The organism is Streptomyces sp. NPDC033136 (assembly GCF_055578235.1).
In genome coordinates, this window is sequence record NZ_JBVIPD010000020.1 from 145,261 (window position 1) to 158,744 (window position 13,484).

Below are 13,484 nucleotides of genomic sequence, written 5' to 3' on the forward strand. Positions count from 1 at the left end.
CAGCCACGCGACCTCCCGGGCGGCGGCCCTGGCCGAGCGCAGGCGGGCTCACGCCGTGGAGTCGATGTCGGCCAGCAGGCGCCAGGTGGTCGCAGTGGAAGCGACGGGGCCGAACAACCTCCGTCTGGTCACGCAGCACGGCCAGGTCCGCTATCGCCTTGCCGCCGTCGGCCAGCATGACCGCGAGATCGACCACGATCCGGCCGGCGTCTGCAGCAGAAGGACTGTCCTCGGGTGAGGTGTGCCCGCACCGACGGCCAGATCTCGTCACTACGACGGCATTCGGCCAACACGCCACCCCTTTCCGCCTTCCGGACAACCGAGCAACCGGTCTGTTCCTCTCACAGCGCGGGCGAAGCAAACGCCTCTCACGTGACGGCCCCGGCCCGGACCCCGCGGACGCGCCGAGCCGCCTGCTTCCTTCTCACAGCACCGGAGGACGACAGAACCATGACCAGAAAGCGCACCGCTCGGCTGCGGCGTACGCTGCTCGCCGGCACCACGGCCATCGCCGTGACGGCCGTTACGGCCGGCATCGTGGCCGCAGCGCAGGAGCCGGCGAAGACCGCGACGGGCCCCGAGCTGAGCCTCATCGCGGCGACCACTTCGGTGACGCTCACCTCCTGGAAGGAGGATCCGGGTGTGTACCTGGACCTCGGCACCTACCTCATCGCCGAGGGGACGCCCCTGGAGCTCAAGGTGACGCGGAAGTCCTACAAGGACCCGGTGACTGTCACCCAGACCGTCTACGAGGGCGGCAAGGCCAAGGCGAAGAAGCTGCCCACAGGCACCGTGAAGGACTTCTCCGGGCTGCCCGGCTTCGCAAAGATCACCCTCACCGACAAAGCCGGCAAGAAGGTCCTCACCCGCACCGAGAGCTTCTGCCCGAACAACGCCAGCGGCCGAGTGCGGCCCGACGCACCCTCCACCTCCAAGTATCCGGAGAGCTGCCCCACCAACCCCTTCACCCTCGGCTCCGTGTGGGGCGTCGAGAAGGGCTGGGCGGCCAACACCTACGCGGGCTCCTACACCGAGCCGGTCCAACTGCCGGCCGGCACATACACGGCCAAGGTCGGCGTCGCCAAGAAGTACCGCGACCTGTTCGGCATCGCCAACAGGACGGCCACGGTCAAGTTGACCGTGGTGGAACGAAGCTACGAGGACGAAGAGGGCACCACCGAGGCGGTGCCCCGTTCCGCGAAGGCCGGCGAGCACGCCGGGAACGTTGCCGGTCACCAGACGCCGACCGCGCACGCCGGTCACGGGCCGGGGCATGCCCCGGCCCCCGCCGAGGACGCCGCGCCGGTGACGAGCGGTGCGGGTCCCTCGTACAACGTGGGCCACGGTCCGCTGAAGGCCGCGCCGCCGGCCCTGCCGTGGGCGCTGAAGAGGAAGCAGAAGTCCGCGCTGTCTCCGCAGGCCGGGGACATCGGCGCCCAGACCGACGGTTCGCGTCAGGCGCCCGCCCTCACACCGCCGTCGAAGGCTCCCACCGGTAAGCCCTCCGTCCCGGACGTCCCCAAGCCGGACCTGCGCTCGCTGCCGGCCTACGGCATCACCATCAGCGACGGCGGCAGGGACATCCCCGGCAAGGACTACCTGGCGTTCAGCGCCAACGTCTGGAACGCCGGCCCGGCGCAGCTCGTGGTGGACGGGTTCCGCTCGCCCGGCAAGGCCAAGATGGACGCCTTCCAGTACTTCTACGACGCCAAGGGCAAGCAGGTCGGCTACACCCCGACCGGCACCATGGAGTGGGACCCGCGCCCGGGGCATGTGCACTGGCACTTCACCGACTTCGCCAGTTACCGGCTGCTGAAGGCGGACAAGAAGGAAGCCGTGCGCAGTGGCAAGGAAGCCTTCTGCCTGGCCAACACCGACGCGATCGACTACACGGTGAAGAACGCCAACTGGCACCCGTACAACACGGACCTGGCCACCGCCTGCGGTGAGGAGAACTCGATCTCCGTCCGCGAGGTGCTGGACGTCGGCTCCGGTGACACTTACACCCAGGACCTGCCGGGCCAGTCCTTCGACATCACCGGCGTGCCCAACGGCACCTACTACATCCAGGTGCTGGCCAACCCGGAGAAGCGGCTGAAGGAAACCAACCTCGACAACAACAGTGCCCTGCGGAAGATCGTGCTCGGCGGCAAGCCGGGTAAGCGGACGGTCACCGTGCCGGCGCACGACCTGGTGAACGCCAACTGACCCCGCCGCGCGACTGAGGAGTGTTCCCGCCCGAGATCAGGGCGGGGACACGGCCGTCGGCGCCATTCTCTGAGCGGGAGTTCATTGCTCACGTACAGCGCTCGGCTGCTCCACCGCGTCTTCGCTACCCCGGGCGACATCGCCGATGTGGCCGAAGGGCTCGTGCGTCACTGGCGCACGCGGGACGGGGAGTACGGAGCGGAGTGGGACCCTCGGTGTCACAGCACGGCGCGGAAGCCGGGCAGTCCCATACCAGCGGGTCGTCCGGATCCCAGGACCTTGCATCCCGACCGCGCTTGGTCAGCTCGACGGACTCGGGATCGTCAAGCGGATGTCCAAGCCGGATCAGGAAGCTGTCGAAGATGTCCGGGACCAGCGCCTCCCGTTGACCGGCCACGTAGTCGGGGCTGAAACCGAGTTCGACGAGTCGGTCCAAGACCGCGCAGGCCCGGTCGGGCAGCAGGGCCCGGTCGCCATGGTCGAGACGGTGCAGCCTGTCGCGGCGCGCGATCAGGTCGTCGATCTGTTCGGTGAGTCGGTGATGGACGTCGTCCAGGGTGGCGGTGAACGTCTTGGGATCGGCGTCGAGCCCGACGAGTGTCGGCTGTGGCTGGACGACCCGGTGGATCAGTGGCTGCCCGAACTCGCCGACCGGCAGGTGTTGAAGCGGCCCGACGGACCGCTGGACGAAACCGTGCCAGCACCCCGGCCGATCACCGTATGAGACCAGCTCACCTCCACGTTCGGGCTCGGAGTGGACTTCGAGTCGATGGCTTCCCCGATCAGGGCCGCGACCTTCGAGCGTCTCGACTACAGCGTGGCATTCGGACCGGCGCCCGAGCCGGACGAGTGGATACGCCGCCTCGGCGAGCTGCCGCTGCAGTACCAGCCTGGAGCGCGGTGGCAGTACGACCTCAGCAACGAGGTAGTCGGCGTGCTTGTCTCCAGGGTCACCGGACAGTCTTTGGAGGCGTTCCTGCGCGAACGCATCCTCGATCCGCTGGGGATGAAGGACACCGCCTTCCACGTGCCCGCCGACAAGATCGACCGACCACGTCTCCAGCGACCGTGGCCTCGGGCTCGGGCTCGTCCGGTCCCTGAGTAGACGCCCGCCGCGGCACCATCACCGCCGAGGCGAACACGTCCGGTGGCCTCCGGAGCCGGGTGACACTGCCGGCGGCCGGGACCTGATCGCAGGGACGACCAGCGACCGACTCAAAGGCTGCCCACCACCGCCGACACCTTGGTCACCTGCCTGTTCGAGCGAGCGAAGCACGCCATCGCGCCACGGTCGGGCTGGTGGATCAACACCGTCGTCGCCGAGTGGCTGATCGCGCCGGGGACTTCCCGGTGTGCGCTGGGAAGCCTGCCACGAGGACCGCACGGGCAGCCGATCCGGGGAGCCTCCATATGAAGTCGGTACCCGCTACGGCCTGACCCATCGCTGTGTCTCACCGGTCATCTGGCGCTGGGACGTCACCGTCCTCACGCGGCCCACGGCCGGCCAACTGCGCGGCGGTATCCCGCATCACTCGCCGCAGCCACCGGTGAGCCGGATCGCCGCCGGCACGGGATGCCAGACGATGCCATAGGGGAAAGGCGGGAGTTCCTCCGGCGCCGCAGCCACGCGGTAGAACGGGTCATCGGCGTACGTGAGGACGGCACGGCGCGGGAGGGTGGCCATCAGTTCGGTACCCGGCAGCGCGGCCGCCGCTGCGGAGAAGAAGGGCACGCGCAGGCCCACCGGGCGGCGCAGTCCGAATTCGTCGAGGCTGCGCTCGACCATGACCTGGCCGCATACCGAAGAGGTTGACGACGACGTCGTGGTGGCTCCTGAGTTGCTTCCAGATCGTCGAGGACCGCCGGATCGATCCGAGCTCCATATCGACGTGCGACCGGCACACCAGGCTCGAGCGAACGACAGCCCGTCAGGCCTTGTCGTCCCACGCGAGCAGTGTCTCCCCGGGGGCTCCCGGGGAGATGAACGACTCGTAACGGGGATTCCACCAGCGCGTGAACTCGGACTCGTAGGTGCGCAGCCGGGCGGCGAGCTCGGGCAGCTCCACGCCCTCATCGAGTTCGAGATAGACGATGAGCTGGGCGCTGCCGTCCTGGTTGGGCTGGAGCCACATCCGCTCCCGGTGATAGCCCGCAGCCCGCGCCCGTTCGGCAAGGCCGGACAGGTCCTTGTTCAGCTCGGTGAGCAGGGCGCGGAACTCCTGGACTCGCTGCCGGGGGATGGTGATGGTCCACGCTGTGCTGGTCACGACGTCTCCTTGATCGTGGGTGTCGACTGCCGGGACAGGGGTCCCGTCGCGGAACTCTCCCGCAGGTGGCTCGGGGGACGAGAACCTGCGTGGTCGGTTTCCGCGGGTGGGTGGCGTCGTTTTGTGGTCACGATCGAATCCAAACACCGGTGCACCGGGGCCCACCATGTCCGCCCGGCGCCGATACATACGAGGTTGTGCGTCTGCCGAGATAGCCTGAGCACTGTGGACGTGATCAACGAGGTCGTCAGCAGTGCCCGAGCCGGGCAGGCCTTCGCCCGTCGGGTCTGCGAGTCCGGTCCCTGGGGCCTGCGTTTCCCGCCCTTCGCGGGCGCCGGCTTCCATGTCATCCTGCGCGGCTCCGGATGGCTGCTCACGGCTGCCGAAGAGCCGGTCGCGCTTCGGCCGGGCACCATCGTCTTCGTGCCGCACGGTACGGAACACGGGCTCAGTCACACTGTTCGCGCCCTGGGGGAACTGCCAGAGGCAGAGACGGGCCCTCGGCCGCCGTGTGACCCGGGGTCGGCCGTCATCGAGTTCCTCTGCGCCGCCTACCGGCTCGACGGCGGCCAGGTGCACTACTTTCTGCGCCGACTGCCGGACATCATCCATGTGTCGCCCGACTACGACCGGCACCCAGAGCTCCGGTCGCTCATCGACCTGCTCGACGAGGACGTCACACAGCCACGGCCCGGCACCGGAGTGACCCGGTCAGCGCTCGTCGACCTGTTGCTCGTGCACGTGCTGCGGCTGTGGCATGAGGAGCAGAACTCAGCAGGCTGCCCTGCGGTCGACGACGCGGCGATCGCCGCCGCTCTGCAGGCGATCCACGCGAGCCCGCAAGCACCGTGGACTGTGCAACGGCTCAGCGAGGCGGCCGGCCTGTCTCGTACCGCGTTCACTCGGAGGTTCACTTCGTCGGTAGGCAAGCCGCCGATGGCGTACCTGATCGGCTGGCGGCTGACCAGAGGCGCCCGACTGCTGCGCGAGACCGAAGCACCACTCGCCACCATCGCGCAGCGAGTCGGCTATGCCTCTGAATTCGCCTTCTCTGCCGCTTTCCGACGAGAGTTCGGTATCTCTCCCGGGCGCTTCCGACGCCGTGACGGGCTGTCGCCCGGACCGTGAGCACCGCTGTAGCCCCGGATGGCCAGGGCCGGCGTCACCCTGCCTGTCCGCCGTCGGCACCATCTGGCCGGAATCCCACGCCTGTACGACCCTCAAAGAGGTGTTGAACGGTGTTCAGGGCCAGTTGCAGGCGGCGGGCGCATCGAACAGGCCCACGCCCTGGTCGAGCAGGCCGTGGACCTGGTGCCAGCGTTCCAGGGTCGTCTGCGCGCGGGGCCTGTCGTACAGAGTCGCGTCCAGCACGGCCGCCCAGCAGGTGCTGTGTGCTTTCACCTCGCTCAGGCGGCTTCACACAGGTTGTGCCACGCGGCGTACCCGTGGTACCCGGCCGCCGCGCCCAGGCCGCCCTGGCGGGCTCGACCGCGCCCGCTGGTCGGCGCGGGTCTTGTGCGGCGCCGGGTCACGGCACGGCGGGCGGGTGAAGCCGGTGCCCCGCCAAACGGCACACCGGGTCATTCCGAAGGAATGCGAAACTCGAATTCGGGACGGTCCCACGGCACGGCGGGCGGGTTCGCAAGCGCGGTCCCGGTCCGCACCGCACCAACGCGGTGGTAGAAGTCCTCGGCGGGAAGATGCGACACGACCTTGACACGGTCGAGCCCGGCGGCACGGGCCTCGGACTGCATGTGCGCGACGAGCAGTCGTCCAATACCGCGTCCTTGCGCTTCGTCAGCGACGAACAGCAGGTCGAGCTCCGGTGGAGCGAGGACGAGCGAGTAGAACCCGAGGACCCGACCTCCATGCTCGTCGGCGCCGACGGCCACGAAGGTGCGGTGGGCCTCGATGTAATCAGGACCGACCCGGTAGCCCGCGACCGCGGCTGCGTACTTACCTTCGTAGGCGCCTGAGCCACGCACGAGCCGTGTGAGCCGTTTGGCATCCCGCGCAACGGCCCTCCGTATCGTGGTCGGCCGGCAGATCGGGGAAGTGCGTGAACTCATCGGAAGAGTATTTCGCACCGGAGAGTGCCTTCGTGCGGCGGTCGGCTGCTCGGGCAGGCGTTCCTGCACCGCTCCCGGGGACCACTCGTCCAGGCCTCGATCGACCACGGCACTGCCACGTCGCCCGCCAGCAGCAACTGGACGCCCGAACCGCTGCGGAGGAGCCGGAGAACGGAGTGGTCGACGGCTGCTTCCCCTGGGCCTCCCGCAGCGACAGCCAATCTGCGCAGGACGTCTTCGGGCTGGCCTCGTGAGGCGGATCATCTTCGACCTGTTCGCCGTCCCCGACGGCTGGAGTCACGCCCTCACCGTCCTCGGAGCCGGGGACATCGGCCTGGGGCCGCGCACGGACTGCCTCTATAACGGGGGGTATGCCTGTGTGAGTCTGACCAGGTGGAAGCCCTCCCGGGCAGCGTAGCGTTTGAGGCATCGGACGATTTCGCGTCGGGTCTTGCCCTCCTTGCTGCGGCGTTCGCAGTCGTCCCGGGTGCGCGGGTCGATGCGCAGGCGGGTCTGCACGATCCGGTGCAGGGCGGTGTTGGCCTGAGCAGGTTGGCCAGGACGACGTCGGCAATGTCGGCCTCATGGATGGGATGCCCGATCTGACCAGGAGAGGGCTCCACAGCTCGGCGATTTGTCTGGGCCGGTTTCTCCAGTCGTAGTAGCCGGACTTGGACACGCCGAGTTTTCTGCACATGAACTCGACGGAGTACGCGCACTCCGCGTTGTCGAGTCGCATCGATTCGATGAACTCGTACTTGCTCGCTACCGGGGATCCCTCGCGAAGTACGCTGCGGCTTTTTTCAGGAAGGAGTTCTCCATCTCCAGTTCACGAACGCGACGCTCGAGTTCCTTCAGCCGGGCCCGCTCGTCCACCGGCAGCGGCTCGTCCTGCCGTCCGTGCTCGCGCTCATGCTGGCGCACCCAGGTGCGGAGAGTCTCGGGATTCACGTTGAGTTCCCGGGCAACATGGGCGATCGGCTTGCTGGATTTCAATGCCAACTGGACCGCTTCTTCACGGAACTCCGGCGAGTACGGACTTGGACGTGCCACTTGCTTCTTCCCTCGATTCATTACAGGACAACCCTATTGGGTCCCTGTCCGGGATCTTCGGGGCCCCTCAGCGCCCGTAGCGGGCGATGGTCTTGGTCAGGATCTTCTCGCCCGCGGCTTCCACCAGTTCGTTGACCAGTTTGGTGGCGAGTGTGTAGCGGACCCGGTAGCCGGCCATGGCGGCCTCGGTCCCGAGGGCGATCAGCAGGTGGGACTTGCCGGTACCGGAGTCGCCGATCAGGCAGAGCGGGTTGGACTTGGTCGGCATCCCGTCTACCAGAAGCTTCAGTTCTTCCCTGACGCGGCCCTGATGCCGACTCGCCCGGCACTCAGCCTGGGTGGGGAAAACTCGTTGTCAGCCGTTCGACCGCGGCCGTCACGAGTCGTTCGCGCTCGGCATCCGAGAGCACGTCTGGGAGCGTGAGCTGCTCGACGATCAGCCAGTTGAGGGTCAGGTACAGCAACTGGACGGCGGTGGCGTCGCCGGGCAGGCCGGATTCCTCGTGGTAGGCCACGTTGGCTTTGAGGTCGGCACGCACCTGTTCGGTCAGCACCGCGCGGAGCTGTGGCCGCCGGGTGGACTCCAGGCGCAGTTCGAGGAGTGCAAGGTAGCCGGTGCGGAAGTCGCTGATCCGGCCGACGAGTTCGCGCATCAGGACCGCGTAGGTCTCCCGGCCTCGAGCGCTCGCCCGCTGCCGGGCGATGGTTGCCTCGTCGGGCTGGAGCCGCTCGTAGACACGGGCGCCGGCCTGGGTGAGCAGGTCGTCGCGGTTGGCGAAGTAGTTGGAGGCCGTACCGGCGGGCACACCGGCCTCGGTGTCCACCGCCCGGAACGTCAGACCGCGCGCGCCCTCCCTGGCCAGGACCTCGATGGCGCCATCCACGAGGGCCGCCCTTCGCTCATCATTCCTGCGCACCATTGACATCACTCCAGTTGTAGTACTATGTTCGCGGCACTCTGATCATAGTACTATGAATGGAGTTGCTTCGATGCGAGAGCTCGTCTACTACGTCGCCGCCTCCCTCGACGGCCGGATCGCCGGCCCCGGCGGAGAGTCCGACTTCTACCCGGCAGGCGACGATGAGCAGGCAGCCGCCTACAGCGCCTGGATGAATGAGCGCTATCCCGAGACCGCTCCCACCGCGCTGCGCGCTGTGCACGGCTTAGCGGATGCGCCCAATCTTCACTTCGACACCGTACTGATGGGGCTGGGCACCTACCGCCCCGTGCTGGACGCGGGCATCACCAGCCCATACGCGCACCTGCGTCAGTACGTGGTGTCGAGCACGCTCGGGGCCAGCCCCGACCCGGATGTGACCGTGATCAAGGACAACCCGCTCGACCTGGTCCGCAAGCTCAAGGAAGAAGAAGGGAAGGACATCTGGCTGTGCGGAGGCGGTCGGCTCGCGGGTGCTCTGTTGCCCGAGATCGACAGACTGATCATCAAGAGTTATCCGGTGGTGGCCGGGGCTGGTATCTCGGCGTTCGACGGGGGGTTCAACCCCACGCTCTTCAGCGTGACGGAACGCCAGTCGTTCGCCAATGACGTCACGGCCACCTGGTTCACGCGGCGGTAGCCCGCCCAGGAGACCCGTCACCTGGCACAGATGAAGCCGTATAGGCGCAGAACACCAGATCGTCCCCGAGTCGCGAGCACGCGGCGGCCGGGGATGATGACACCCAGGTTGGGAAACGCGAACTGGTTGCCAGGCTATTCACTGGCCTGGGCATCGATGGGGATCTTGGTGATGTCAGGGCGTAACGGGGAGGCTAGCGAGGTGCCGCGAGTACGTCCCGGAGTACGGTCTCGAGCGTGACGCGGGCCAGCTCATGTCTCAGGGTCTCCTCGATGCCCTCGTAGATGCCCTGCATCGCCGGCTGGATGCCGTAACCCACCACGCAGCCCTGGTTCGGGGTGGTGCGGTGCATCGCGAACAGCGGGCCGGGCTCCACGGCCTCGTACACGTCGAGCAGGGTCATCGACTCCAGCTCGCGTGCCAGTGACCAGCCCGCGCCCACGCCCCGCCGGGACTCCACGAGCCCAGCCCTGCGCAGCTCGCCGAGCAGCCGTCTGATCACCACTGGGTTGGTGTTCGCGCTGGTCGCGATCTGCTCGGAGGTGGCGACGTCATGGCCCTGGCGCTGGTAGAGGCCGATCCAGGCCAGCGCGTGGGCGGCGATGGTCAGCCTGCTGTTGGCGCTCATGGGCTCCTCCTCTCGGCCGCAACGCTTTATGTTACGACAGCGCAGTCGTAACAGTGAAGGTTGCAACAGTCTGTCGTAACAATTAGCGTTGCGACTGCCGGGAAGGTCAATCAACGAGGTGAGAAGAATGAGCAAGCCACTCATGGGCAAGGTCGCCCTGGTCACCGGGGGGTCGCGCGGACTGGGAGCCGCGACCGTACGGCTGCTGGCCGAGCAGGGCGCTGACGTCGCCTTCACCTACGTCAGCTCCGAGAAGCAGGCGCGGGCCGTCGTCGACGAGGTGCACGGCAAGGGAGCCAAGGCCGTCGCCTTCCAGTCCGACCAGGCGGACACGAGCCGGGCGCCGGCACTGATCGACGACGTGATCGCGCACTTCGGCGGCCTGGACATCCTCGTCAACAACGCGGCGATCTCCGTGGCTGGCACGGTGGACGACCCGGACGCCGACACCGCCGCACTGGACCGGATGCACGCCACCAACTACCTCGGCGTGATCGCCGTCATCCGGGCCGCCTCCCGAGTGCTGCACACGGGAGGCCGCATCATCACGGTGAGTTCCGGACTGGGCTCCCGGGTCGGCGCTCCCGGCCTTGCCGACTACTCGGCGACCAAGTCCGGGATCGAGAGGTACACCATGGGAGTCGCACGCGACCTCGGGCCCCGGAACATCACGGCCAACGTCGTGGAGGCCGGACTGATGGAGGGCGGCATGCAACCGCCGGACCCCGAGACCCTCAAGGCCCTGGTCAGCTCGCTGTCCCTGCAACGCATGGGGCACCCCGACGAAATCGCCGCGGCGATCGCCTTCCTGGCGAGCCCCGCCGCGTCGTACGTCACGGGTGCGGTGCTGGACGCCCACGGCGGCTACAACGCCTGAACCCGAACCCCACGGCCTTCGTACTGGTCAAGTACCTCTTGGTCGGAGCCCAGGATCAGACGAAGGCCGTGTTCACGTCCCCGGAATCGTCGTACGAGCGATCACGTTCGGGACATCGTTCGAGGTCAGACCATAAAGAACAAGCAAAGGCCCCCGCATTGCCCGCATCATGATCGACACGCGGATCGCTGACCTGCGCTTCGTTCTCGACGAATTGGCGGCCCTGGCATCCGGACGCAATCCGGATGAGACAGGGCGCGCGCTGCCGGAAAGCCTCGGTCGTGCCCTGGATCTGAGGCGGGTGGCTGCTATGGCCACTCCGCCGGCGGCACCGCCGTGGCCCAGGGTATGTACGAGGAGTCCCGTATCAGTGCGGCCGTCAACATGGAGGGCGCCTGAACTATTCGCCGGACGGCCACCATCAGCAAGGGGATCTGTACCCGGTCGCCCGCTACGGCCTGGGCCGACCGCTGATGCTGCGCACCCGCCCGCAGCAAGTCGACCTGCCATGCATTGGGTGTTCACCGACTACACCGCCATCGCACCGCAGTTGCAGACCGCGGGGCTGATGACGGGCTAGTACTCCAGCAGTACTTCGTGGCTTGACCTGGGGGAACGTGGAGCGGTGGGAGTGTAGCGGGCAGGATGCCGTCACGGACGACTTCCGCCCGCACACCCCTCGAAGGAGTGCCCACGACGGCAAGGTCGCCCCGTGCCCTGGGAAGCCTCGGGTCGTGATCACCGAACAGGCAGCCGAGACCTGGGACCGCGACCTGGACCACCTCCTCACCACCATCGGGCACCACTTCGGCCGCGTCGAGCCACGCCGCCGTATGCGGGACTACGTCCGCGCACTGCTCGCCTCGGTAGCCCGCAAGAACAGCTGGCAACTTGCCGAACACGTCGGCCATGCCACCCCCGACGGACTGCAGCACCTGCTCTCCCGAGCCCGCTGGAACGCCGACGACATCCGCGATGACCTGCAGGCCTACGTCGCCGAACACCTCGGCCGCCCCGACGGGGTACTGATCATCGACGACACCGGGTTCCTCAAGAAGGGCACTACCTCCGCCGGCGTCCAAAGGCAGTACTCCGGCACCGCCGGCCGCACCGAGAACTGCCAGATCGGCGTCTTCGCCGCCTACACCAGCACAATCGGCCGCGCCCTCGTGGACCGCGAGCTCTACCTGCCCAAGTCCTGGACCGACGACCGCGACCGCTGCCGCGCGGCCAAGATCCCCGATCAACGGGAGTTCGCCACCAAGAACACCCTCGCGGCGACGATCGTCCGCAGAGCGCTGGCCTCGCCGCTGCCGATCGCCTGGGTCACGGCGGACGCCGCTTACGGACAGGACAACCGCTTCCGCCGGATGCTGGAAACATCCGGCGTCGGCTACGTCCTGGCCGTCCCCAAGTCCCAGTTCTCCCTGGCTGGCCCACGCATCGACAGAGCCTTCGAGCAGGCCCCCGACCAGGCATGGGAACGCCGTTCCTGCGGCGCCGGCGCGAAGGGGCAGCGCGAGTACGACTGGGCGGCCGTCCAGTTGCGGCCAGTAGCCGAATACGACTACCAGGACGGCGTGTTGATCCGTCGGCGGTGGGCGCTGGCACGACGCCAGCTTGAGCCGGCCGGACGAGATTGCCTACTACCTCGGCTACGCACCGCTGGATGTCGCAGTGGATGAACTGGTGCGCGTCGCCGGCGCTCGGTGGGCGATCGAGGAGTGTTTCCAGGCGGCGAAGAACGAGTGCGGCCTGGACGAGTACGAAGTCCGCCGCTACGTCGGCTGGTACCGACACATCACCCTGGCCATGCTCGCCCACACCTTCCTCGCGGCGATAAGCGCGCGAGCAGCCGAAAAAGGGGATCCACCGGTGAGGATGCCGTGGTCATCGAGCTCACCGTGGCGGAAGTGCGGCGACTCCTGGCAGCTCACGCACCCCGAGACCTTCACACCCTCACCCACGCGTTGAGCTGGTCGCACTGGCGTCGACGACGCCAAGCTGTGGCCCGCCACTGCCACTACCGCCGTCGTGGGCACTCCTTCGAGGGGTGTGCGGGCGGAAGTCGTCCGTGACGGCATCCTGCCCGCTACACTCCCACCGCTCCACGTTCCCCCAGGTCAAGCCACGAAGTACTGCTGGAGTACTAGGCCAGGCTCGCGCTGGTCGGCACGATCGAACCCCGCCGAATCGGTGCCGACAGTGCGGCATCACCTACGATCGTTCTTCGCCCGACACCTGCCCCGATGACCCATCGGCGATCAAAAGCGAAACCTCAACGAAAGCTCGCATGCCTGAGGCCGCGGGCCCAGCAGTACCGCGTCCGCCGCATGCCCGGCCTCACGCCGGAGGTGGGTGAACTGATAGGCGCAACCAAATGAGTGGGCGGAGGCATCCAGCAGCCTCCGGTGCGCCTCCGCCTAGCGGACGCCAGCGCGTGGCAGGCGCCCGGCTGATGTTCACGCGCACCGTGGCCGACGGTTCGGCCTTTGCCGGCCTGCCTCCGGCGATCCTGGCCGCGGAGACGGCTGCGTTCATCAAGGGGCCCACCTGCTGTGGCTGGACCCCGAGCAAGTGGACCTGACTGTCGGCCATAGTAGCTACTTCGAGGGCCTGGCCTCCAGGCTTCTGTCATGACCAGGCCCGGCTTCGGCCAACCAGCCATCGTTCAATGCGACGCCCCCATCAGCAGGGACGCGAGGATGACTGAAGCTTCCCCTTGATGTTGGACACCTGGAGACTGGGACGTGAGGTTCCAGAGGAAGTAGTGCCAGGTGGGAAGCAAGAGCAACCGCAGCAGG

The 13,484-nt window shown here is 67.6% G+C and carries 12 protein-coding genes and 4 pseudogenes; 8 read left to right on the plus strand and 8 right to left on the minus strand.

Annotated elements, in window-relative coordinates; translation table 11 throughout:
* Window positions 1-64: 64 nt before the first annotated feature.
* The 3 genes and pseudogenes from ACZ5TL_RS29900 to ACZ5TL_RS29910 form a co-directional block, all read left to right on the plus strand.
* A complete protein-coding gene (locus ACZ5TL_RS29900) occupies window positions 65-238 on the plus strand; it encodes a hypothetical protein (RefSeq protein ID WP_468593681.1) in 174 nt (57 codons plus the stop codon).
* A gap of 212 nt (window positions 239-450) precedes the next feature.
* The gene (locus ACZ5TL_RS29905; protein WP_468593683.1) at window positions 451-2,208 is read left to right on the plus strand and encodes a lysyl oxidase family protein; all 1,758 of its coding nucleotides are present in this window, start codon (window positions 451-453) and stop codon (window positions 2,206-2,208) included.
* A gap of 592 nt (window positions 2,209-2,800) precedes the next feature.
* A pseudogene (locus ACZ5TL_RS29910) lies at window positions 2,801-3,286 on the plus strand (serine hydrolase domain-containing protein); the annotation flags it as partial.
* 450 nt (window positions 3,287-3,736) lie between these two features.
* On the opposite strand, the gene ACZ5TL_RS29915 reads toward ACZ5TL_RS29910, so the two are convergent.
* Together ACZ5TL_RS29915 and ACZ5TL_RS29920 are read right to left on the minus strand one after the other, a co-directional pair.
* Entirely contained in the window at window positions 3,737-3,994 is a 258-nt protein-coding gene (locus tag ACZ5TL_RS29915) for a type 2 periplasmic-binding domain-containing protein (protein ID WP_468593684.1), read from the minus strand.
* Window positions 3,995-4,136: 142 nt separating this feature from the next.
* Window positions 4,137-4,475 (minus strand): hypothetical protein, encoded by a 339-nt coding sequence (locus ACZ5TL_RS29920; RefSeq protein ID WP_468593686.1) that lies wholly within the window; start codon window positions 4,473-4,475, stop codon window positions 4,137-4,139.
* Window positions 4,476-4,700: 225 nt separating this feature from the next.
* On the opposite strand from ACZ5TL_RS29920, the gene ACZ5TL_RS29925 reads away from it, so the two are divergent.
* Window positions 4,701-5,603 (plus strand): AraC family transcriptional regulator, encoded by a 903-nt coding sequence (locus tag ACZ5TL_RS29925; protein WP_468593688.1) that lies wholly within the window; start codon window positions 4,701-4,703, stop codon window positions 5,601-5,603.
* Window positions 5,604-5,706: 103 nt separating this feature from the next.
* On the opposite strand, the pseudogene ACZ5TL_RS29930 reads toward ACZ5TL_RS29925, so the two are convergent.
* The 5 genes and pseudogenes from ACZ5TL_RS29930 to ACZ5TL_RS29950 all read right to left on the minus strand — a co-directional run.
* Window positions 5,707-5,908 (minus strand): annotated as a pseudogene (locus tag ACZ5TL_RS29930) (ISL3 family transposase); the annotation flags it as partial.
* 147 nt (window positions 5,909-6,055) lie between these two features.
* Entirely contained in the window at window positions 6,056-6,544 is a 489-nt protein-coding gene (locus ACZ5TL_RS29935; RefSeq protein WP_468593689.1) for a GNAT family N-acetyltransferase, read from the minus strand.
* Between the two features lie 765 nt (window positions 6,545-7,309).
* Window positions 7,310-7,597: a transposase gene (locus ACZ5TL_RS29940; protein ID WP_468593691.1), complete on the minus strand. Its 288-nt coding sequence runs from the start codon at window positions 7,595-7,597 to the stop codon at window positions 7,310-7,312.
* A gap of 70 nt (window positions 7,598-7,667) precedes the next feature.
* Window positions 7,668-7,856, minus strand: a pseudogene (locus ACZ5TL_RS29945) (ATP-binding protein); the annotation flags it as partial.
* 70 nt (window positions 7,857-7,926) lie between these two features.
* Window positions 7,927-8,517 carry a TetR/AcrR family transcriptional regulator gene (locus ACZ5TL_RS29950; RefSeq protein WP_468593693.1) on the minus strand — a complete coding sequence of 197 codons (591 nt, stop codon included), beginning with the start codon at window positions 8,515-8,517 and terminating at the stop codon, window positions 7,927-7,929.
* Window positions 8,518-8,587: 70 nt separating this feature from the next.
* Here ACZ5TL_RS29950 and ACZ5TL_RS29955 point away from each other — a divergent pair, with 70 nt between their 5' ends.
* Window positions 8,588-9,175 (plus strand): dihydrofolate reductase family protein, encoded by a 588-nt coding sequence (locus tag ACZ5TL_RS29955; protein ID WP_468593695.1) that lies wholly within the window; start codon window positions 8,588-8,590, stop codon window positions 9,173-9,175.
* Between the two features lie 193 nt (window positions 9,176-9,368).
* Here ACZ5TL_RS29955 and ACZ5TL_RS29960 read toward each other — a convergent pair whose 3' ends face one another.
* On the minus strand, window positions 9,369-9,803 hold the full coding sequence (locus ACZ5TL_RS29960) for an Rrf2 family transcriptional regulator (protein ID WP_468593696.1): 435 nt from the start codon (window positions 9,801-9,803) through the stop codon (window positions 9,369-9,371).
* A gap of 127 nt (window positions 9,804-9,930) precedes the next feature.
* On the opposite strand from ACZ5TL_RS29960, the gene ACZ5TL_RS29965 reads away from it, so the two are divergent.
* The 3 genes and pseudogenes from ACZ5TL_RS29965 (at window position 9,931) to ACZ5TL_RS29975 (ending at window position 13,267) form a co-directional block, all read left to right on the plus strand.
* Window positions 9,931-10,680: an SDR family NAD(P)-dependent oxidoreductase gene (locus ACZ5TL_RS29965; protein WP_468593698.1), complete on the plus strand. Its 750-nt coding sequence runs from the start codon at window positions 9,931-9,933 to the stop codon at window positions 10,678-10,680.
* Window positions 10,681-11,414: 734 nt separating this feature from the next.
* A pseudogene (locus ACZ5TL_RS29970) lies at window positions 11,415-12,654 on the plus strand (IS701 family transposase).
* A 484-nt stretch (window positions 12,655-13,138) separates the two neighbouring features.
* Window positions 13,139-13,267, plus strand: a complete 129-nt coding sequence (locus ACZ5TL_RS29975; protein ID WP_468593699.1) for a hypothetical protein — start codon at window positions 13,139-13,141, stop codon at window positions 13,265-13,267.
* Window positions 13,268-13,484 lie beyond the last annotated feature (217 nt).

Bases quoted from the DNA above. Each gene is read 5' to 3' on its own strand.
- ACZ5TL_RS29900 (WP_468593681.1), top strand. From the start codon at position 65: ATGTCGGCCAGCAGGCGCCAGGTGGTCGCAGTGGAAGCGACGGGGCCG.
- ACZ5TL_RS29905 (WP_468593683.1), top strand. From the start codon at position 451: ATGACCAGAAAGCGCACCGCTCGGCTGCGGCGTACGCTGCTCGCCGGC.
- ACZ5TL_RS29915 (WP_468593684.1), bottom strand. From the start codon at position 3,994: ATGGTCGAGCGCAGCCTCGACGAATTCGGACTGCGCCGCCCGGTGGGC.
- ACZ5TL_RS29935 (WP_468593689.1), bottom strand. From the start codon at position 6,544: ATGAGTTCACGCACTTCCCCGATCTGCCGGCCGACCACGATACGGAGG.
- ACZ5TL_RS29950 (WP_468593693.1), bottom strand. From the start codon at position 8,517: ATGGTGCGCAGGAATGATGAGCGAAGGGCGGCCCTCGTGGATGGCGCC.
- ACZ5TL_RS29955 (WP_468593695.1), top strand. From the start codon at position 8,588: ATGCGAGAGCTCGTCTACTACGTCGCCGCCTCCCTCGACGGCCGGATC.
- ACZ5TL_RS29960 (WP_468593696.1), bottom strand. From the start codon at position 9,803: ATGAGCGCCAACAGCAGGCTGACCATCGCCGCCCACGCGCTGGCCTGG.
- ACZ5TL_RS29965 (WP_468593698.1), top strand. From the start codon at position 9,931: ATGAGCAAGCCACTCATGGGCAAGGTCGCCCTGGTCACCGGGGGGTCG.
- ACZ5TL_RS29975 (WP_468593699.1), top strand. From the start codon at position 13,139: ATGTTCACGCGCACCGTGGCCGACGGTTCGGCCTTTGCCGGCCTGCCT.